The sequence below is a fragment of the Nocardioides sp. LHD-245 genome (genome assembly GCF_030929495.1).
Classification (GTDB): domain Bacteria; phylum Actinomycetota; class Actinomycetes; order Propionibacteriales; family Nocardioidaceae; genus Nocardioides.
On sequence record NZ_JAVFWN010000021.1, the window covers coordinates 82,691 to 102,436 of the forward strand.

General features: G+C 72.6%; 15 protein-coding genes and 1 tRNA gene. 9 read left to right on the forward strand and 7 right to left on the reverse strand.

Annotated features, from left to right (window positions below; genetic code table 11):
• Positions 1-71 precede the first annotated feature (71 nt).
• From RB608_RS25830 to RB608_RS25855, 6 genes are all read left to right on the forward strand, one after another.
• On the forward strand, positions 72-1,271 hold the full coding sequence (locus RB608_RS25830; RefSeq protein ID WP_308090964.1) for an efflux RND transporter periplasmic adaptor subunit: 1,200 nt from the start codon (positions 72-74) through the stop codon (positions 1,269-1,271).
• Positions 1,268-1,969: an ABC transporter ATP-binding protein gene (locus tag RB608_RS25835; RefSeq protein ID WP_308090965.1), complete on the forward strand. Its 702-nt coding sequence runs from the start codon at positions 1,268-1,270 to the stop codon at positions 1,967-1,969. Before RB608_RS25830 ends, RB608_RS25835 begins: the two co-directional genes overlap by 4 nt.
• Positions 1,966-3,192 (forward strand): ABC transporter permease, encoded by a 1,227-nt coding sequence (locus RB608_RS25840; protein WP_308090966.1) that lies wholly within the window; start codon positions 1,966-1,968, stop codon positions 3,190-3,192. Before RB608_RS25835 ends, RB608_RS25840 begins: the two co-directional genes overlap by 4 nt.
• Positions 3,193-3,221: 29 nt before the next feature.
• Complete coding sequence (locus tag RB608_RS25845) at positions 3,222-3,977, forward strand: DUF5666 domain-containing protein (protein ID WP_308090967.1); 756 nt, start codon at positions 3,222-3,224, stop codon at positions 3,975-3,977.
• Entirely contained in the window at positions 3,965-5,659 is a 1,695-nt protein-coding gene (locus RB608_RS25850) for a biotin/lipoyl-binding protein (protein WP_308090968.1), read from the forward strand. Before RB608_RS25845 ends, RB608_RS25850 begins: the two co-directional genes overlap by 13 nt.
• A 66-nt stretch (positions 5,660-5,725) precedes the next feature.
• Entirely contained in the window at positions 5,726-6,712 is a 987-nt protein-coding gene (locus RB608_RS25855) for a phosphotransferase (RefSeq protein ID WP_308090969.1), read from the forward strand.
• 395 nt (positions 6,713-7,107) lie between these two features.
• On the opposite strand, the gene RB608_RS25860 is transcribed toward RB608_RS25855, so the two are convergent.
• Positions 7,108-7,181 (reverse strand) — tRNA-Ile (locus RB608_RS25860).
• Positions 7,182-7,253: 72 nt separating this feature from the next.
• Between RB608_RS25860 and RB608_RS25865 the strand changes: the two genes are divergently transcribed.
• A complete protein-coding gene (locus RB608_RS25865) occupies positions 7,254-8,420 on the forward strand; it encodes a TetR/AcrR family transcriptional regulator (protein ID WP_308090970.1) in 1,167 nt (388 codons plus the stop codon).
• 30 nt (positions 8,421-8,450) lie between these two features.
• On the opposite strand, the gene RB608_RS25870 is transcribed toward RB608_RS25865, so the two are convergent.
• From RB608_RS25870 to RB608_RS25885, 4 genes are all read right to left on the reverse strand, one after another.
• Positions 8,451-12,278: a hypothetical protein gene (locus tag RB608_RS25870; RefSeq protein ID WP_308090971.1), complete on the reverse strand. Its 3,828-nt coding sequence runs from the start codon at positions 12,276-12,278 to the stop codon at positions 8,451-8,453.
• A 191-nt stretch (positions 12,279-12,469) separates the two neighbouring features.
• Positions 12,470-12,997 (reverse strand): hypothetical protein, encoded by a 528-nt coding sequence (locus RB608_RS25875; protein WP_308090972.1) that lies wholly within the window; start codon positions 12,995-12,997, stop codon positions 12,470-12,472.
• Positions 12,998-13,056: 59 nt separating this feature from the next.
• Positions 13,057-13,812 (reverse strand): PIG-L deacetylase family protein, encoded by a 756-nt coding sequence (locus tag RB608_RS25880; protein WP_308090973.1) that lies wholly within the window; start codon positions 13,810-13,812, stop codon positions 13,057-13,059.
• 13 nt (positions 13,813-13,825) lie between these two features.
• Positions 13,826-14,554, reverse strand: a complete 729-nt coding sequence (locus RB608_RS25885) for a DUF72 domain-containing protein (protein WP_308090974.1) — start codon at positions 14,552-14,554, stop codon at positions 13,826-13,828.
• A 42-nt stretch (positions 14,555-14,596) separates the two neighbouring features.
• On the opposite strand from RB608_RS25885, the gene RB608_RS25890 reads away from it, so the two are divergent.
• Positions 14,597-15,646, forward strand: coding sequence for a DNA adenine methylase (locus RB608_RS25890; RefSeq protein ID WP_308090975.1), 1,050 nt, complete (start codon positions 14,597-14,599; stop codon positions 15,644-15,646).
• A gap of 8 nt (positions 15,647-15,654) precedes the next feature.
• Here the strand turns inward: RB608_RS25890 and RB608_RS25895 are convergent, their stop codons facing one another.
• Both RB608_RS25895 and RB608_RS25900 read right to left on the reverse strand, forming a co-directional pair.
• The gene (locus RB608_RS25895; protein WP_308090976.1) at positions 15,655-16,566 is read right to left on the reverse strand and encodes a hypothetical protein; all 912 of its coding nucleotides are present in this window, start codon (positions 16,564-16,566) and stop codon (positions 15,655-15,657) included.
• 9 nt (positions 16,567-16,575) lie between these two features.
• Positions 16,576-17,886 carry a serine/threonine-protein kinase gene (locus tag RB608_RS25900; protein WP_308090977.1) on the reverse strand — a complete coding sequence of 437 codons (1,311 nt, stop codon included), beginning with the start codon at positions 17,884-17,886 and terminating at the stop codon, positions 16,576-16,578.
• A 116-nt stretch (positions 17,887-18,002) separates the two neighbouring features.
• Here RB608_RS25900 and tyrS point away from each other — a divergent pair, with 116 nt between their 5' ends.
• Entirely contained in the window at positions 18,003-19,274 is a 1,272-nt protein-coding gene (gene tyrS / locus RB608_RS25905) for a tyrosine--tRNA ligase (RefSeq protein ID WP_308090978.1), read from the forward strand.
• Positions 19,275-19,746 lie beyond the last annotated feature (472 nt).

Sequence of the window (19,746 nt, forward strand, 5' to 3'; positions counted from 1 at the left end):
CCGGTCGACTCACAGGTCGCTCACAGAGCTGCCCGAACCCGGGCACAGTCCGTGCCGACATCGTCACCCGCGTGATCGCCTCCCTGCTCCGACGGGTGCGCCCTCCGTGGCGTCGTCGCCGTCGCCTCGTCGTCTCCCTGGCCACCCTGGTCGTCCTCGCCGCGGTCGCCGGTGGGTGGCTGCTGTTCCGTGACGACGAGCCCGCGGCCGCCACGTCGACCACGGCGACGGTCGGGACCCAGACCTTGAAGCAGACCGTCACCGCCAGTGGCACCCTCGCCGCCGCGCGAACGGCGGAGCTGTCCTTCGACGTGAGTGGCACCGTCACCGCCGTGTACGTGCGCCCCGGCGACGCGGTGAGGAAGGGCCAGCGGCTCGCGGCGGTCGACGACGAGGTGCTCCGGGCCGAGCTCGATGCCGCGGACAGCGCGCTCGACGCGGCCGAGACCGCTCGGGCCGAGCACGTCGCGGACGGCGCCTCCGCCGAGCAGGTCGCCGCCGACAAGGCAGCCGTTCTCGCAGCCGAGTCCCGGCTGGTCGAGGCCCGGGCCGCGATGGACGACGCCGTCCTGCGGGCCACGGTCAAGGGCACCGTCACCGACGTCGGCATCGCCGTCGGTGACCCGGTCGGTGACCCGGTCGGCGGCACCGGCGACACCGGCGACACCAGCAGCAGTGTCACCGTCGTGTCCACCGGCTCGTTCGTCGTCGAGGCCATGGTGGCCAGCAGCGACATCGCGAAGGTGAGCCCCGGCCTGCAGGCCGAGATCGCCGTCAGCGGCGTCGACGAGACCGTCTACGGCACGGTCCAGGAGGTCGGCCTCGTCGCCGAGGCCGACTCCAGCGGTGCGGCCGTCTTCCCGGTCACCGTCAAGGTGACCGACCGGCGCGACGACCTCTTCGGCGGCACGTCGGCCGACCTCTCGATCGTCGTGAGCCAGCGCGCCGGCGTCCTCACCGTCGACAGCCGCGCGATCCGCACCGACGGTGAGGCCACCTACGTCGAGAAGGTCACCGACGCCGCCACCGGCGCGGCGACCCGCACCGACGTCGAGCTCGGCGAGACCGCCGGCATGGCCACGGAGGTGTTGTCGGGACTGAGCGAGGGCGACCTGGTCGTCGTACCCGGCTTCTCGGGCCCGGGCGGCAGCGGGGGCGACCGGGAGATGCAGGAGCAGATGCAGCAGTTCCGGGATCGGATGCAGGACGGTGGTGGGATGCCACCGGGTGGCGTCGTGATCGACGGTGGCCCGGCCGGGGGCACCCGGTGAGCGCGCTCATCGAGCTCAGTGGCGTCCGCAAGACCTACCGCTCCGGGGCGGTCGAGTTCGAGGCCCTGCGCGGCGTGGACGCGTCCGTCGGGGTGGGGGAGTACGTCGCCGTGATCGGCCCCTCCGGTTCCGGCAAGTCGACCCTGATGAACCTGCTCGGCTGTCTGGACGTGCCCACCGAGGGTCACTACGTGCTCGCCGGCGAGGACACCGCGGCGCTGGACGAGGCCGCGCTGGCGGTGATCCGGAACCGCCGGATCGGCTTCGTGTTCCAGCAGTTCCACCTGCTCGCGTCGATGCCGGCGTGGCGCAACGTCGAGCTCCCGCTCGTGTACGCCGGCGTTCCGCGCGCCGAGCGCCGCGAGCGCGCGGTGGCGGCACTGACCCGGGTGGGCCTGGCCGACCGTGTCGATCACCGTCCGGGCGAGCTGTCCGGCGGCCAGCAGCAGCGCGTCGCCGTCGCCCGCGCGCTGGTGACCGAGCCGGACCTCCTGCTCGCCGACGAGCCGACCGGCAACCTCGATTCCGGCTCGACGCGCGAGGTCCTCGGTCTGCTCGACGAGTTGCACGCCGCCGGGCGCACGATCGTGCTGATCACCCACGAGCCCGACGTCGCGGCCCGGGCCCAGCGCAACCTGGTCATCGACGACGGCCTGATCACGGTCGACCGGCCCACCGCCGCCGGAGCCACCCGGTGAGCTGGTGGGAGACGGTCCGCTCGGGCCTGGCCGCGATCCGCGCGCACCGGCTGCGCTCCGCACTGACCGTCCTCGGCATCGTCATCGGCATCTCCTCGGTGATCCTCACCGTCGGCCTCGGCCAGGGTGCCCAGCGGGAGGTCGAGGAGCAGATCGACGCGCTCGGCTCGAACCTGCTCATCGTCTCGCCGGGCAGCAGCACCAGCGGCGCGGGCGTGCGCGGCGGCTTCGGCTCGGCCTCGACCCTGACCCTCGCCGACGCCGCCGCGATCGCCGACCCGGAGGTCGTCCCCGACGCGGCCGCGGTCGCTCCGGCGGCCACCAGCTCGGTCTCGCTCGTCAACGGCGCCACCAACTGGACCACCTCGCTCGTCGGTACGACGCCCCCGTGGCTCGACGTCCGCGGCCGCGAGCTGTCCGCGGGGCGGTTCTTCACCCGCGCCGAGGCCGCGGAGGGCGCCGCCGTCGCGGTGATCGGCGCCGACACCGCCTCGGAGCTGTTCGGGCGGCTGAGTCCGGTCGGACAGCAGGTCACCGTCGACGGCACCCGGGTCACGATCATCGGCGTGCTCGCCTCCTCCGGCGCCTCGGCGTCGGGGACGAGCGAGGACGACGTGGCCGTGGTCCCCGTGGGGACGGCGAGCCGCCTCACCGGCTCGACCTCCACCGCCGTCTCGACGATCTATGTCGAGGCTCGCAGTGAGACGACCCTGGCGGCGGCGTACCAGGAGGTGGAGGCGCTGCTCGCCACCCGACACGGGGTCACCACCGCGGAGGCCGACTTCTCGATCGCCACCCAGGACTCGCTGGTCGAGACCGCCAACGAGACCAACCGGACCTTCACCGTGCTGCTCGGCGGCGTCGCCGGGATCTCGCTCCTGGTCGGTGGCATCGGCGTCATGAACATCATGCTCGTCTCGGTCACCGAGCGGGTCCGCGAGATCGGCCTGCGCAAGGCACTCGGCGCAACGCCGCGGGTGATCCGGCGCCAGTTCCTCGTCGAGGCGTCCCTGCTCGGCCTGACCGGCGGGATCGTCGGCGTCCTCGTCGGCATCGTCGGCGCGCAGGCGCTCCCGCGGTTCATCGACCAGGCGGTCGCGGTCTCGCTGCTCGCGACCACGGCCGCGCTCGCGACGGCTCTCGCGCTGGGCGTCGGCTTCGGCGTGTACCCCGCCACGCGGGCCGCCCGGCTGACCCCCATCGACGCGCTCCGCAGCGAATGACCACCGCCCACCAAGATCAAGGAGCCACCATGATCCGTCCTCTGTCCCGCCCCCTCTCGGCCACCGCCGCCGGCATCGCCCTCGCGGCGCTGCTCGCCGCCTGCGGGAGCGACGAGCCTGCCGGGCGCGCCGTCACCGACACCACGGAGGCCGGCAGCGGTTCCGTCCGGGCCGCGCCCGACGGCGCGGTCGGTCCGCCCGGCACCGTCGGTCAGATCGCGGCCGTCGACGGCCGGGTCCTCCAGGTCCGCAGTCAGATGTCCGGCCAGACCGCCGTCACGGTCACCGACAGCACCACCGTCACCGACCAGGTCGACGGCAGCCTCGCCGACGTCCGGGCCGGGGCCTGCGTCGTGGTCCGCACCGCCGACGCCGGTACGCCGACCGATCAGGTCGCCGCGACCTCGGTGGCCGTGGCCGCGGCGACCGACGCCGGGTGCGGGAGCCCGGGCGGTCCCGGCGAGGGGAAGCGGCTGAGCGGTACGCCCTCCGAGCTGCCCTCCGAGCTGCCCACCGACCGGCCGCCGGGCATGGCCGGCGGGTTCGGTCTCGTGGGTGCGGTCACCTCGGTTACCGACGGCGGCTTCGTCGTCGAGGGCAGGGATGGTCAGGTGACCGTCACCGTCGGCGGCGACACGACCTACACCCGCGAGGTCACGGCCGGCGCCGCCGCCCTCACCCGGGGCCGCTGCGTGCGGGTGCAGGGCGATGCCGACGACGCCGGCGCGGTCACCGCGACGGCGATCCAGGTCAGCGACGGGGTGGACGGCCAGTGCGGACGCTGAGCGGGCGGCGGCTCGTCGTTCCGCTGGCGGTCCTCGCGGTCGCCGGCACCGGCCTCGCGGCGTACGGCGCGGCCGCGGACGACGCCGTCCGGTACCGCACCGTCCAGGCCGCCCTCGGCGACGTCGAGCAGGTCCTGGACCTGTCGGGGGTCGTCGAGGCCACCGGGCGGGCCGACCTCGCCTTCGGTACGGCCGGCGAGGTGAGCCGGGTGCCCGTCGCCGTGGGTGACCAGGTCCGGCAGGGGGAGGTGATCGCCGTCCTCGACCGCGCGTCGCTGCGCGCCAGCGTCGACCGGGGCCGGGCCGACCTCGCGTCCGCGAAGGCACAACTCGCCGCGGACCGCGACACCCAGGCCGCCGCGGTCGCCGCCGCGGCCTCCTCGTCCACCGCCGGGAAGTCCGACGGGAAGTCCGCCGCGAAGTCCCCGACGACAGCACCCTCGGCCACGTCGTCCCCGACTGCCGCACCGACCCCGGACCTCGCCGTACTCACCGCCCAGCAGGACGCGGTCCTCGCCGCGCAGACCGCGGCCGGCACGGCGCTGGCGACATCGACCGCCGCGCTGCACACCCAACAGACCGCGTGCGCCGCGAGCGGTCCCGCGACCGGAGAGGAGTCCGCGCGGGCGACCGTCGACGGCGCGGACCAGCCGACCGGTCACCCCGCGGAGGGCACGACGGTCACCGACGACTGCGCCCGGGCCCTGGCAGCCGTCCAGTCGGCCCAGGCCGCGACCGCCGACGCCCAGGACACCCTCCAGCAGGCGCTCACCACGCTGACCGCGACGCTCACCGCGGCCCTCGGCGAGCTCACCGCTCAGGACGCGGTCGGTGCCGACACCTCCGGGAAGGGCGGCAACCCCACCGCCACGGCCACCCCGACACCGACCACGGGTGGCACCGGCGGCCCGGGCGGCACCGGCGGCGCGTCGGCGAACGGCGGCGACACCCGGACCGTCACAGCGGCCACCCTGGCCGACGACCAGGCCGCGATCGACCGGGCCCGCGCCGACCTGGCCGCCGCGCGGGCCGACCTGCGCGCCGCGGTGGTCCGGGCGCCGGCCGGCGGGACCGTCGTCGCGCTGCCGGTGGCGCGGGGCGATGTCGTCGCGACCGGCGACACGGTCGCCGTGGTGGTCGCTCCCGGCGTGACGACGGTGGCGTTGGAGGCGACGGCAGCCCAGGCCGCGCAGCTCGCGGTCGGCACCCCTGTCGTCGCCACACCCGCGGGCGCCGACGAGCCGCTGATCGGCGTGGTCGGCCGGGTCGCTGGCGTCCCCACCAGCACGACCGACACCGACGCCGATCCGACGTACGCCGTCGAGGTGACGCTCGACCAGCGGAACCTGACCCTGCCCGACGGCCTACCGGCCGCGGTCGAGGTCGTCGTCGCGAGTGCCGAGGACGCCGTCACCCTGCCTGCGTCGGCCGTCGCGGACGGCACGGTCACGACGCTGGTCGGCGCGGAGACGCGGCAGGTACCGGTGGTGACCGGCGTCGTCGGCGGCACCGAGGTCGAGATCCTCGACGGTATCGAGGCCGGCACCGAGGTGGTCCTCGCCGACCTCGACGCCGACCTGCCCTCCGGCGGCAGTGAGGACCAGGGACCCGGCGGCCTCGGCGGCGACCTGGGTGTGGTGCGGATGGGCCCGCCCGGGAGCGGCGTCACCATCCGGCGCTAGGGGCTCGGTCGGCGCCGTGTGGAAACCGAGTGGCGCCGCGGGGCCCCACGGGGTGACGCTGGAGGGGTGAGCACGAGCACATGGACGAGCGCGATCTGGGCGACGGAGGAGTTCCGCGCCGAGCTCCGTGCGTTCGTGACCGCCGCCATCGGCGTCCCCGAGCGGGTCGAGGAGGTCAGTCGACGGCCCTGGTCCGTCGTATGGCGGGTCACGGTCGCGGGCCGGACGGCGTACGCGAAGCAGAACTGCCCGGGACAGGCCCACGAGGCCCGGCTGATGGCCCGCCTGGCGCAGGTCGTCCCCGAGCATGTCGTCCCCGTCCTCGCCGCAGAGCCCGACCGTGACCTGCTGCTGACCGCCGATCTCGGCCCCACCGTCCGTGAGGGCGGGGGAGGCGCCGAGCTGGCGACCTGGATCCGGATCGCCACCGAGGCCTCCGTGGTGCAGCGCGAGCTCGTCGGCGCCACGGACGATCTCGGCCTCACCGTGCTGTCGCCCGGCGACGCCCTGACGTACGTCGCCGATGCGGTCGGCCGCCTCGCCGCCCTGGCCCCCACCGATCCACGCCGACTCGCGCCCGAGGTCGCGATCCTGCTCGAGAGCCTCCTGCCCACGGTCGGGCGGTGGGCCGAGCTGGTCGAGGACCTCGGCCTCCCGCTGACCCTGCTCCACAACGACCTGCACGCCGACAACCTGGTCACCGCCCCGGACGGCACGCTGCGCTGCTTCGACCTCGGCGACTCGCTCCTCGGCGATCCGCTCGCCGGTCTCTACGTGCCTCTCGCGATGGCCCAGGAGACGCTCGGCCTGACCACCGACGATCCCCGGCTGTGGCGGATCGCCGACGCTGCGCTGGAGGTCTGGTCCGATCTCGCCCCACCGGCGGCGCTGCGCGCCGCCCTGCCCGCCGCGCTGCAGCTCGGCCGGCTCGGGCGTGTGGAGTCCTGGCGTCGCTGTGTCGCCACCATGACGCCCGAGGAGCGGGCCGTCCACGGCTCCGCGCCCGCCGACCGTCTCGCCTCACTGCTCGACCCCGGCCCGCTGCGCACCTAGATTGGGGCCGTGCCGCGCCAGGAGAGGACTGCTATCAGCAGGTGCCTGCCCTGGGTGCTGCTCCAGGGCGGGCTGTTCCTGCCCGCGGCGGTGGGCATGTTCCGGGGCCGCGACCTGACCCGGGGCCCGTGGGAGTACGCCGCACTGACGGCCCTCCTCGCGCTGTGGCTCGGCTACTGCCTGGTGCGCAACCTGGCGCTCATGTGGCTCGCCCCGGTGCGCGAGACCCGCCGCTGGCACGTCGCGCCGCTGTTCGTCCTGGGCCTGCTGATGGTCCTCGTCGGGAGCGGGCCGGTGCTGGACGGCGCCCCGCACGACCGGCCGCGAGGGATCGCCGTCCTGGCCGTCGCACTGTCGGTGCTGGCGCTCGGCGTACGCGAGGTGGCGCGTCTGCGTAGGGCGGGTGGGGCTCGAACCCACGACCCAAGGATTATGAGTCCTCTGCTCTGACCGACTGAGCTACCGCCCCGAGGGGCGCCACCTTAGCCTGGACCGTCGAGATGACGTCATGGCGGACCCGGGCCGCAGTAGTCTCGGCCCCATGCCCCCACGCAGTGCGGAGACCACCCGCCGCCGGCTGTTGGAGGCCGGGGTCGAGGCGCTGAAGGAGATCGATGCGGCCGGGCTCGTCGGGGCGATCGGCACCCGAGAGATCGCCAAGCGGGCAGGGGTGAGCCCGGCGACCCTCTTCCACCACTTCGGGTCCGTGGAGCAGTACGCCGCCGCGCTGGTCGACCGGATCTACGGCGTGGACGAGGAGCCCGCCGAGGAGGTCGCCGCACGCACCGCGGCGACCTACGACCCGGCGAAGAAGTCCGTCTCGGCCACCGACTACTACACCCACGACTTCGCCCGACTGCTCAACGACGCCGAGCACCGGCTCCGCGTCGGACTCTGTGCCTTCGGGGGCGAGCAGGCGACGTCCGCCTACAGCGCTCACGTCCGTACCCACGACGCCCGGGTGATCGCGGCCATCTCCGACGTCCTCCGCCTCTGGCAGCGAGAGATGTGCCCGCCCTTCTCGGTGGCCGAGTACGTCGGTGCCTACACCGGTCTGCTGAACGACGCGGTGTTCCGCAAGGCCGCCGACCCGACCGCGCCCGTTGCGAGCTCCTTCGTGAAGCAGGCGTCCGCGATCTCGATGGCGATGGTGCGGGTGCCCGGCGACCCACGCGATCTGGACGATCGGATGGCAGAGCTGCGGCTCGTCCCCCAGACACCGCCCCAGGTCGGCCGCCGCGCCGAGCGGACTCGGGAGCTGGCGATGCACGCGGTGCGCGAGCAGCTCAAGCACACGTCGTACGACGAGCTCTCCGTCGCCACGATCGCCCGGCGGGCCCATCTGAGCCCGGCCACCGTCTACGCGCACTTCAAGGGCAAGGCCTCGATGGTCGTGACGACGCTGCTCGACGACGCCGCCGGCCTGGCAGCCGAGGAGCCCGCGTCGATCGACGACGTGGCAGATTTCCTGGCGGATCACCTCGCCTATCTCAAGCCCTACCTCGTCTCACTCGCGATGACCGAGTCGACGGCCGACGACGCATTGCTCGCGGCGGCGACCGCGCGTCTCCGCGGCCGCACCGAGGACGCCGCAGGGCTGGCCCGCACGACGCTGCTGGTGCTGGTCTCGCGTCTGGTGTCGCACCCGAGCGAGGGAGCCGTCGGTGCGTTGCGGCATCTCCGGCACGTCGGCGCGCTCGACGGCTGAGACAGCGGCGGACAGCGGGGGACAGCGGGGTCAGCGGACCCAGATCCGGTAGCGCTTGGCGGCGGGCATCCCTCCGGTGTCGGTGACGGTCAGGGTGAAGGTGAAGATGCCGGACTTCTTCGGGCGACCCGTGATGACGTAGGAACGCCCGGACCTGCTCGTCCTCCCCTTCAGGCCGCGAGGCAGCTTGCCCTGTCGAGACCAGCTGTAGGTGGTCCCGCCGGTCGCGACGACACGCTGCTTGTATCGCCTGCCCACGTTGGCCATCGACACCCAGGCGCTGCCGAGGGCGATCTTCGTGGGAGCGTTCGGGCTCGGGGGCACCGGCGTGACCGGGGTGCCCGGCGGCGGGGTGGGCGGCGCGACCGGCGCCGGCGCGCCGAGCGCGATCGCGGCGAGCGTCAGCTGGTCGTTGGTCGCCAGCAGCGCGGGGTGCACCGAACCCGGCGTGGAGCTCGGGCCGGCTGCCGCGCGGGCGCGCCCGGACGGACTCGGCGCAGGCGGGAGCAGTCCGTCGAGGGCGTCCAGTGCGGACGGGTCGAGAAGGTCGGCGACGAGCCGGCTCGGCTCGGTGCCGGTGTCCCCGGCACCCGTCTTGGCCAGCTCGGTCCTGATCGCGTCGGTCAGCTCCTTCGAGCCGGCCAGTGAGCTGGGGAGGCTGGTGAGGTCGCGTTCGCGCAGGGCTCGGCTGGCGCCCAGCTGCAGGAAGCTGCTGAGCAGCGCGTTCGCTCCGTCGAGGCGGACGAGTGCGTCGTGGAGTGGCCCGGAGGTCGTGTTCCCGGCGGTCTGGGAGCCGCGCAGAAGCCCTCGGTAGACGTCGCCCTGCAGGACGGCCAGGTGGTCGTCGACCGAGTCTGCGGCGGCCTGGGTCGCCTCGTCTCGGACCGTAGTCGATCCGAGTTTGGGATCCATCCCGGCGATCGGCTGATCCAGGGGATCGCCGGCGACGACGGGGGCTGTCGCGGCCTGGTACGAGGAGACGCCCGCGGTGGCCGTGGTCGCATCGGCCCATCCGGCGCGGACCTGCGCGGCGGTGCCGAGGGCGGCGTACTCCGGTGCCACCACCACGTTGGCGAGCTCGTACTTGCCAACGACTGACGACGCCTCGAGGTCCACATCGCTGATGTACGTCTGCGGCGCACCGGCGCTGTCGTACCCGCCTGGCGGCAGCGGAGGGTTGAGCGCGCGTGCGGGCGTCTTGGAGGCCGTCACGGCACCGCGCCTGACCAGGCTCTGGACATAGATCGGGGCCGCACTGGTATCCGCCGGCGTGTAGGTCCACACGAACGCGATGTCGTCGTACTTGTACTGCACCGTGGTCGGGGCGCCCCAGACAGGGGCACTGAGGAAGCCCGGATCCCAGTACGTGTTGCGGCAGGTCGTATCGCCCAACCGGTGCACCACCATCCACTGCGTACCGAACTGGCAGGCGCTGACCGTGGTGGCCCGTAGGTTGGTCCGGTAGCACACCCGCAGCGTGCCCAGGCCCATCCGGTGCGCCCATCCGAAGGCCTCCGGGACACCCTGCGAGCTCGGAGTCAGCGACGCGGGACGGTCCATGGCACCCCGGGCGGGGGCCGTCTGACCGGCGGCCGCCCCGCACTGCGAGACCTGGTCTCGGTCGGGAAGCTGGGCCCAGAGGTCGGAGAGGTCGGAGGCGTCGCGCGAGCTGTTCACGAAGGGGTCGAAGGTCGCCGTTCCCTTGGTCGTGAGCGGAGAGGAGGGGGTGCGCTCTCCGGGGCCGTCGAAGCCGGGGACGGTGCCGGTCAGCTGGCCGGTGGCCTCAGCCACCAACGCGTCGACCGGGGCGGTCTCCTCGGTCTGCGGCCGGCACGCCGGGGTGGTCGTCGGGGTGAAGGCGGCACTCGTGCGCTCGCAGACCAGGTGGTTGAGCAGCGTGCTGCGTGTCCCGTCGGCGGTGTCCGGCGTCGAGATCGCCGAGGTGAGGTCCGCGAGCGGCGTGCCCTGCTGCTGGATGTCGCTGAGCCAGCGGCGATAGCCGGCACTGACGTAGCGGGGGTTCTCCATCATCAGCTGTGCGTAGGCCCGCGACGCGAGGACGAAGTCGTCCGTGTTGGCGAGCTGGGGGGCGTCTCCGGTGAGCCCGGAGAGTCGGCCGTTGCTCCATCCCCGCTTCACCGGCACCTGGTCGAGGAAGTGCACGTTGCTGGCGATCCCGGTGCTCAATTGGTTGGCGTCGTTCTGGAGGTCGAACGACGGGCGGTCGGTGTTCAGCTCCGGACTGTGGCGGGCCGTCACCGTGACGAAGGTGTGCAGGTAGGCCGCCGCGCTGTTGAACTCGTTGAGCGGGAGCGCACTGCCGTTGCGCTCCTCGTAGCCCAGGGCCGAGTTGATGGTCTGCCGCAGCTGGGAGTTGGTCCCGTTGCGCAGCGCCTCCAGGATGTTGTTCTGCACCGCGTCCAGGGATCCCTGCAGCCTGCTGAGGCCGTCGTACAGCTGGCCGATCTGGACGCGCGCCTGCTCGATGTCGATCACGGCGCGGTCGAGCTTCTGGGTGATGTCGTCGAGCTGGGCGGAGACGCGCGAGAGCGACTCGAACACCTGGGTGAACTGGCCGGTCACGTGGTTCTGGAAGTCAGCCATCTGCTGGGAGATGTTGTCCAGCTGAGTCATGACGAGGTCCTCGCCGGACGGCCCGAAGACACCGGCCCACTCGAGCACGACCGGCAGCAGCGTCATCACCACACCGATCGCGTTGGCCGACAGTGCGGCGCGCCCGATGTTCCCCTTGGCGAAGTCGTTGAACGTCATCGCGATCAGGGTCGCCTGGATGGCCGTGGCACCGACCTGTTCGACGATGTCCTTGGCCGCGCTCGTGCTGCCCGTGAGGAAGCCCGTCTGCAGCGCGAGGGTGGTCTGGCTGTCGCGGGCGTCCTCGACCGCCTGTTCGGCGACTGCCGCGTCCATCGGGGTCGTCCCGGTGCTGGCCGCGGCGACCTCGACGGTGGTGCGCAGGGCTCCGCCCAGTTCGGCCATGGTGGCGCCGATGGTGTTCGGCGCGGGGTTGCTCGGCGTGCCGGCGATGACGGCGCCCGTCGTGCTCAGGTTGCCGGCCTGGTCGCGCAGGGCCGCCCATGCCTGGACGTCCTGGTTGCCGACCAGCCTCGGGGCGGTCGAGAGGAGCTCGGTCGTGGAAGCTGTGATCGAGGCTCCGGTGACGCTGCTCCAGACGAGGTCCCTGGCCGAGGCGAACCCGGTGGACCTGTCGGCCAGCGCGACGCTGTCGCGCAGGACGGCCGCCGGCGCGAAGGTCGCGGAGGCCAGCAGGCGCGACTCCGTGTCCCCGTTGGTTCCCAGAGCGCTCTCAGCGTGGGTGTCGGCGGTGATGGTGGTGATCTGCTCCGCCGTCAGTCTGACCAACTCGGTGGTGGCTCGCTGGAGGGTGGCCGCGAGAGGACCTTGGTCGGCTGTGGCCGCGCTCTGGAAGAGGACCATCGTCCTGGTGATCCGGGAGTCGAACGCCGGTCCCGTGACGGACGCGGCGGCGGTGACGAGGGTCCGGACGGCGTCGGCCGCGGCAGCAGGATCGGCCTGCGGGTCCAGTGCGTACACGTGCTGCAGCACCCGCTCGGCGAGGAGATCCGCGGTGTTGCTCGGGTCGGAGAGCCTGGCGGCGTCCGCGGCGACGAACAGGTGGCGTCGGAACTGAGCCGCGCTCACCGAGATGGGCTCATCGGCGATCTGGCTGACCAGCGGCGTCGGCGCGGTGTCGGCGTGGGCCGCCGGCGGGGCCACGAACGGGAGCCCGGCGACGGAGACCGTGATGCAGAGGACGAGGGTCCGCAGCGCGACGACAGCAAGGTGGAGGCGAGGACCGATCGGTCGAGGCTGAGACATCAGGACTCCAGGAGGACGCACGATGATCCGCCGAATGCGGACCGCCCTCATGGTGAGGCCGCCGACGAGCCGCTGTTCGACGAAATGGCGACGGCCGTCGAACGCTGTAACCGCTCCACCCGACGAGCATCTCCGCCCAAGCGGCGCATTCCCGGTCTGAACTGATCAAGTGGTCAGCTCGTCGGTCGCAGCTACACCTCCGCGGTCCAGCTACGCGCATGCCCGGTGTGTACGACCGCCCACACGCCTGTGTCGAGATCGACCATCACCCGGACGGTGGAATCCGCGGTGCCGCGGCCGGCTGTCTCGCAGTCGGACCAGTCACACACATGCGTGAGGACGACCTCGTCCCCGTCCGGCAACGTGACCCGCAGGCGCAGCTCTCCCTCGGTGGAGGCCGTCTCTCGAGGGATCTGGGTCCAGCCGATCGCCCGCGCGGGTACCTCGACGCCCGAGCGGGCCAGTGCCTGCGTCGCGGCGAGCTTGCGCCGCGCCGCCGTCGGCAGCTTGAGCCCCAACACCAGGCAGCCGATGATCGGCAGCAGCAGCACGATCAGCAGGAACACTCCCGGCACCTGCTGGTCGCCGAGGATCAGCCCGACCGGGATCGCGAGCAACACGAGCCCGAGGCCGAGCACGGCGGGGGCCATGCGACGGTCGTGCCGCGCCAGGGCAGGGGTCTGCCACGGGATCTCGGTCGACTGCGACAGCGGGTGCATGGGAGTCGTGCTCCATCGACTCTCAGGCGCGGAATATCGAGGTCTGGACGGACACCGGCTCACTCACCCCAGCCCATGGGGAACACCTCGAACGGCGCGGCGAACGCCACACCCAGCCGCGAGCCCGCCGCCCGAGACATCCCCTCGAGGAACTCCCGCGGGTCCCAGTTCTCCCAGCCCAGCCCGTCGATATAGGCCGCGTGCGCCTTCAGCGACTCCACACCGGCGTCGAAGGTGTCGGTCGTGTCGACCGCGTGCGTGGCCTCGGGTGAGCCGAACGCCCACACCTCCCGTACGCCGCCCCACGGCTCGAGCCCGTCCGGCCCGTCGCCGAGCTGGTCGGCGAACACCCACCGGTTCCCCGCGTCCCGTACGGCGTCCAGGACTGCCCGACCGACCGCGATGTGGTCGGCCTGGTTCAGGTTGCGCCCGCCCCAGGTGTCGCGGAAGTTCCCGGTGATCACGATGTCGGGCCGGTGCCGGCGGACCTCGGCTGCGATCACGCTCCGCAGCGCGACGCCGTACTCCAGGACGCCGTCGGGCTGGCGCAGGAAGTCGACGGCGTCGACGCCGACGATCTCGGCCGAGCGGACCTGCTCCTCCTCGCGCACCTCACGACACGCGTCGGGGGCGAGACCGTCGATGCCGGCCTCGCCGCTGGTCACCATGCAGTAGACGACGTGCTTGCCCTGTCCGGTCCAGCGGGCGACCGCGGCCGCCGCGCCGAACTCCATGTCGTCGGGGTGCGCGACGACGCACAGGGCGCGCTGCCAGTCCTCGTCGAGCGGCTGGAGCGGGGAAGGAGTCTCGGCCATGCCCCCGAGCATGTCACCTGTCCAGTCGCTCGCGCAGCGCCACGGCGTCGTGGGGCGCGCGGCCCCGGGCGTCGTTGTCGAAATGGACGAAGACGTCGGCCCGCTCCGCCCATCGCCGGCACTTCTCCGCCCACCGGTCGAGGGAGCGCGGCGCGTAACCGCTGGCGTAGAGCTCCGTGTGACCGTGCAGCCGCACGTAGACGACGTCGCTGGTCACCACCTCGGCCATCGGCCAGCGTCCCGGGGAGTCGGACACGACACAGCCGACGCCGTGCTCGTGCAGCTGCGCGAACGCCTCGTCGACGCAGAAGCTGCGGTGCCGGAACTCCAGGACGTGCCGCACGTCGCTCGGCAGCAGCCTGTAGAAGGAACCCATCAGGTCGGCGTCGTAGGACAGGGACGCGGGGAGCTGCCACAGCACGGGCCCGAGCTTCGGGCCCAGCTCGCGCAGGCCCGAGTCGAAGAAGCGGGCCAGTCCCTGCTCCACGTCCCGCAGCCGTTTGAGGTGGGTGATGAACCGGCTGCCCTTGACCGCGAGCACGAAGTCGTCGGGGACGGCGTCGCGCCACCTCCGGTACGTCGACGGTCGCTGCAGCGCGTAGAAGGAGCCGTTGACCTCGATCGACGACATCCGACCGGCCAGGTAGGAGAGCTCTTCGCGTTGCGCCAGGCCCTTCGGGTAGAAGTCGCCGCGCCAGGAGGCGTACGCCCAGCCCGACGTGCCCACCCGGATGCGACCCATCGACACGTGGTACCCGGGCAGCGGCACCCTAGGCTGCGGGGCGTGATCAAGTACCTCGGCTCGAAGCGCACGCTCGTGCCCGTGCTGGGGCAGCTGGCGGCCGCGACCGGAGCGCGCACGGCGGTGGACCTGTTCACCGGTACGACCCGGGTCGCGCAGGAGCTCAAGCGGCAGGGGATGCACGTGACCGCGGCCGACCTCGCGTCGTACTCCGCGGTGCTGAGCGACTGCTTCGTCGCCACCGACGCCGGCGACGTCGACGAGACCGCCCTCGACGCCGAGCTGGCGCGCCTCGCTGGCCTTCCCGGCGAGCGCGGCTATGTCACCACGACCTTCTGCGAGCAGGCGCGCTTCTTCCAACCACGCAACGGTCGCCGGATCGACGCGATCCGTGACGCGATCGAGCGCGACCACCCACCGGGGAGCCCGCTGCGGCCGCTGCTGCTGACCAGCCTGCTGCTGGCGGCGGACCGGGTCGACTCGACCACGGGGGTGCAGATGGCCTATCTCAAGCAGTGGGCACCGCGCTCGAACGCCGATCTCGACCTACGCCGCCCCGCGCTGCTGCCCGGACCCGGGCGCACCGTCCATGGCGACGCGATGGCCGTCGTCGACGACCTCGAGCGGGTCGACCTCGCCTACGTCGACCCGCCCTACAACCAGCATCGCTACTTCGCGAACTACCACATCTGGGAGACCCTGGTCCGCTGGGACGCGCCCGAGCACTACGGCATCGCCTGCAAGCGCGTCGACGTCCGCGAGCGGCGCAGCGTCTTCAACAACCGTCGCGCCATGCCAGCGGCGCTGGCCGAGCTCCTCGGACGCCTGCGCGCCGAGGTGGTGCTGGTCTCCTACAACGACGAGTCGTGGGTCAGCCCCGACGAGATGACCCGCTGGCTCCGCGACGCGGGCCACGCGAGCGTCGAGGTCCTCGCCTTCGACCGGAAGCGGTACGTCGGCGCGCAGATCGGCATCCACAACGCCGCCGGCGAGCGGGTCGGCCAGGTCGGTCGGCTGCGCAATGTCGAGTACGTCTTCGTCGCCGGGCCACGGGACCGGGTCGCGGCCGCGATCGGCACCCAGGACTCCTAGGTCGAGTCCTAGCGGGCCGTCGCGTCCGCGATGAGCAGCCGCTCGCCGTCCTGGACGAGGAAGAGCGTGATGTCCTCGGTGCGTGAGCCGCCACCGGCGAGCCGGTAGCGGTAGCGGTAGCTGACGGACATGGCGCGCGGGTCTGCGCTGACCGACAGGACGCGCGGGTCGCGGATCGAGGACCAGACCTCCCGGTACCGCGGGCTGCGCTGCTGGTAGGCGGCGGTCAGCCACGTGAAGCCCAGCCCCGGGTCGCCGCTCGCGGTCGCGACATAGTCGCGGGCGAAGTTCTCCAGCTCCGCCGCGGTCGGTGGCGCCGGACCGTCGGAGGGCTCCGCGGTCGTCGGGTCGTCCTCCGGCTCGCCGCTCGTGGCGGCCGGGCTCTCCGGCCGCGTCCGTGGCTCCTCGTCGCCGCCCGTGAAGAGGAGCGCGGCGCCGACGACGCCCAGCAGCGCCAGCACGGCTGCGCCGGCGAGGACCAGCGCCCCGACCGGGAGCGAGCGGGACTCGGCGGGCGGGGCGACCCGGGCGCGGAGGTAGTCGGCGAACTCGGCGGCCGACGGCCGGTCCTGGGGATCGGGGCGCAGCCCGAGCTCGATCAGCGGCGCCAGCCACCCGGTCGTCCGTGGTACGTCGGGCGGCGCGCCCTCGCCGGTCGGCGGGCGCCCGGTCGTGGCGTGGAGCAGCACGGCCGTCAGCGACCAGACGTCGTCGGCTCCGCCGGGAGCCGTGTAGGCCGGATCCGGAGTGACCCGGGTGCGGTCGACCAGCAGCGCCCGCCCGTCGGTGCCGACCTCGATCGCCGCCGGGGAGATCGCGCCGTGCCGCGCGGCGGCGGCGTGCACCGAGGCCAGCGACTCCGCGACCGGCAGCAGCAGCCGCGCCGCGTCATCCGCCGACAGCACGCCGTACCCGCTCATTGAGGCAGGCTACCCAGCCGTCGCACCGTCGATCAGGAGCTTTCCGGACTCGTCCACCAGCCGCAGGGTGACCCGCTCGGTGCGACGGCCCTGGCCCGACAGGACGTAGGAGTAGCGGTAGGTCACGGTCATCGCCGCGGGGTCTCCCGTGACCTCGAGCATCCTCGGGTTCTTGACCTTCCCCCAGAACCCGGCGTAGTCCGGGCTGCTCGCCTGATAGGCCGGCGTCAGCATCGCGAAGCCCGCGTCCGGGTCGCTGCTCGCGGTCGCGACGTAGGTTCCGGCGAACTCCTCCAGCTCGGCGGCCGTCCGCACGGGCGTCGACGTGGCCGGCACGCTCGGCGCTCCGGCGGACCGCGGCGTCTCCCGGCTCCCGGGCGGGCCGTCGCCGTCCGGCCGGAGCAGCAGCACGGCCACGACCAGCAGCACCAGGACGGCGGCGGCCGCGACGCCGGCGAGCGCCCGCGTCGTGCGCCGGGCACGGGGGAGTGCCGGGAGCGCCATCGTCTGCTCCGCGGCGGCGACGGTGCGGCTCAGTGCGTCGCGGACCTCCGCCATCGTCGGCCGCGCGTGCGGGTCCTTCGCCATCGTGCGGGCCAGCAACGGTGCCAGCCACCCGGCGTCCGCGACGACCGGAGGATCCTCGTGCGCGATCCGGTAGACCACGGCCAGCGGCCCGTTGTCCAGGTCGTCGCGGTGGTACGGCGGCCGGCCGGTGAGCAGGTGGACCAGCGTGGCGCCGAGCGACCAGACGTCGCTCGCCGGTGTCGCCTGGCCGCCCACCGCCACCTCGGGCGCCAGGTACGCGGGGGAGCCGGTCACCAGTCCGGTGCGGGTCAGTGTCGCGTCCTCGGAGCCGCGGGCGATGCCGAAGTCGGTGAGCTTCGCGCCCTCCGGCCCGGCGAGGATGTTCGACGGTTTCACGTCACGGTGCACGATGCCGAGCGCGTGGGCCTGCGCGAGCGCGTCGGCGACCGGAGCCAGCACCCGGGCCGCGTCGTCGGCGGAGAGAGGTGCCTCGCGTACGACGGCGGACAGGGCCTGCCCCTCGACGTACTCCATGACGAGCCAGGTGCCGTCGGTCTCCGTCACCAGGTCGTAGACGGAGACGACGCTCGGGTGTCGCAGCTGGGCGGCGAGCCGGGCCTCGCGCTCGGCGCGGACGGCGTCGTCGCCGAGCGGGGACGTGGCGACGAGCCTCTTGAGCGCGACCGGCCGGCCGAGGACCTCGTCGTGGGCCGCCCAGACCGCGCCGCCCGCGCCGCGACCGATCTCGTGCCGAAGCGCGTACCGCCCCGCTACTCGTTGGTTGGTGGTCATCGTCCTCGCAACGTACCCGCGTCCACCGCGCAGATCCCAGTGGGCGGCCCTGCCGCCCATGGGGCACCCTTGGAGCGGGAAACCGTCCCATCTCACCGCACGACGAAAGGATCGACGTGTCCGTCGACACCACGCTTCTGGACGACCTCGAGTGGCGCGGCCTGCTGGCCGAGTCCACCGACCGCGAGGCGCTGCGCACAGCGCTGAGCGAGGCGAGCGTCCGGTTCTATGTGGGCTTCGACCCGACCGCGCCGAGCCTGCACATGGGCAACCTGGTCCAGATCGTCACCGCGATGCGGCTCCAGCGAGCCGGACACACCCCCTTCGCGCTCGTCGGTGGTGCCACCGGGATGATCGGCGACCCCCGCGACTCGGGCGAGCGCACACTCAACTCCCTCGACACCGTCCAGGAGTGGACGGCGCGGGTGCGCGGCCAGATCGAGCCGTTCCTCTCCTTCGAGGGCGCGAACGCGGCGACCATGGTCAACAACCACGAGTGGACCGGGGGCCTGTCGGTCATCGCCTTCCTCCGCGACATCGGCAAGCACTTCCCGGTCAACCGGATGCTCGCGCGGGAGACGGTGAAGCGACGGCTCGAGTCGGGCATCAGCTACACCGAGTTCTCCTACGTGCTGCTGCAGTCGATGGACTACCTCACCCTCTTCCGCGAGCGGGGCGTCACGCTCCAGTTCGGCGGATCCGACCAGTGGGGCAATCTCACCGGTGGCGTCGAGCTGATCCGCCGCGCGGAGGGTGCCACGGCGCACGCGTTCGCCACGCCGCTCATCACCAAGGCCGACGGCACCAAGTACGGCAAGACCGAGGGCGGCGCGCTGTGGCTCGACGCCGAGATGATGCCGCCGTACGCCTTCCACCAGTTCTGGCTCAACATCGAGGACGAGAAGGTCGGCGAGCTGCTGCGGGTCTTCACCTTCCTGCCGCGGGAGCAGATCGAGGAGCTCGAGGCACGGCACGCCGAGAAGCCCTTCCTGCGTGAGGCGCAGAAGGTGCTCGCCGACGAGGTCACCACGCTGGTCCACGGCGAGGCCGAGACCGCGAACGCCAAGGCGGCGGCCGAGGCGCTCTTCGGTGGTGGCGACGTCACCCTGCTCTCCGGTACGACGCTCGAGGCCGCGCTCGGCGAGGCCGGCGCCGTCGACATCGACGGCAGCGCCGGGATCCCCGACGTCGTCGAGCTGCTGACCCTGACCGGCCTGGCCAAGTCCAAGGGGGAGGCACGGCGCACGATCACGGAGGGCGGCGCGTACCTCAACAACGTGCGGGTCGACGACCCCGAGCACGTGCCCGCCGCCGCCGACCTGATCGCCTCATCATGGCTGGTACTGCGCCGCGGGAAGAAGCGGTTCGCGGGCGTGCGCGTGCGCTGAGCCGCTCCGACATCCCCCTCGTGGGCGGTCCCCTCGGGGGCCGCCCACGAGTCGTTCCCAGGCGTCTCAGCGGCCCCACTGGGACCCTGTGGCCCGGGTCACGTCGTTTCGATTTGTGCTTCCGGGCGGGTGTGCGTAATGTTCTCTTTGTCGCCGGGTGCGGCGGGAAGCAAGACGGCGGTCAGCCGGAGGGCTTCCGGCCCCGCGACCACCAAGTCTCGAACCCCTGGTTCGGACGCCGGTCAGAAAAGCAAGTCCACACGGATTTGGCACAGACCGGAGTCAGGACCTAAGGTTTCGGACTGCATCAGCTCGAAGACGAACTGCGCGAGACAAGCGCAGGAAACTTCGAAGCGTGTGATGTTTGAGAACTCAACAGTGTGTCATGCATAGATTGTTGTGACGTTTGTGTGCACTCGGATCTTGATGGTTTGGGTGTGTGTTTTCGGCAATGATGATTCTGATGACAGTT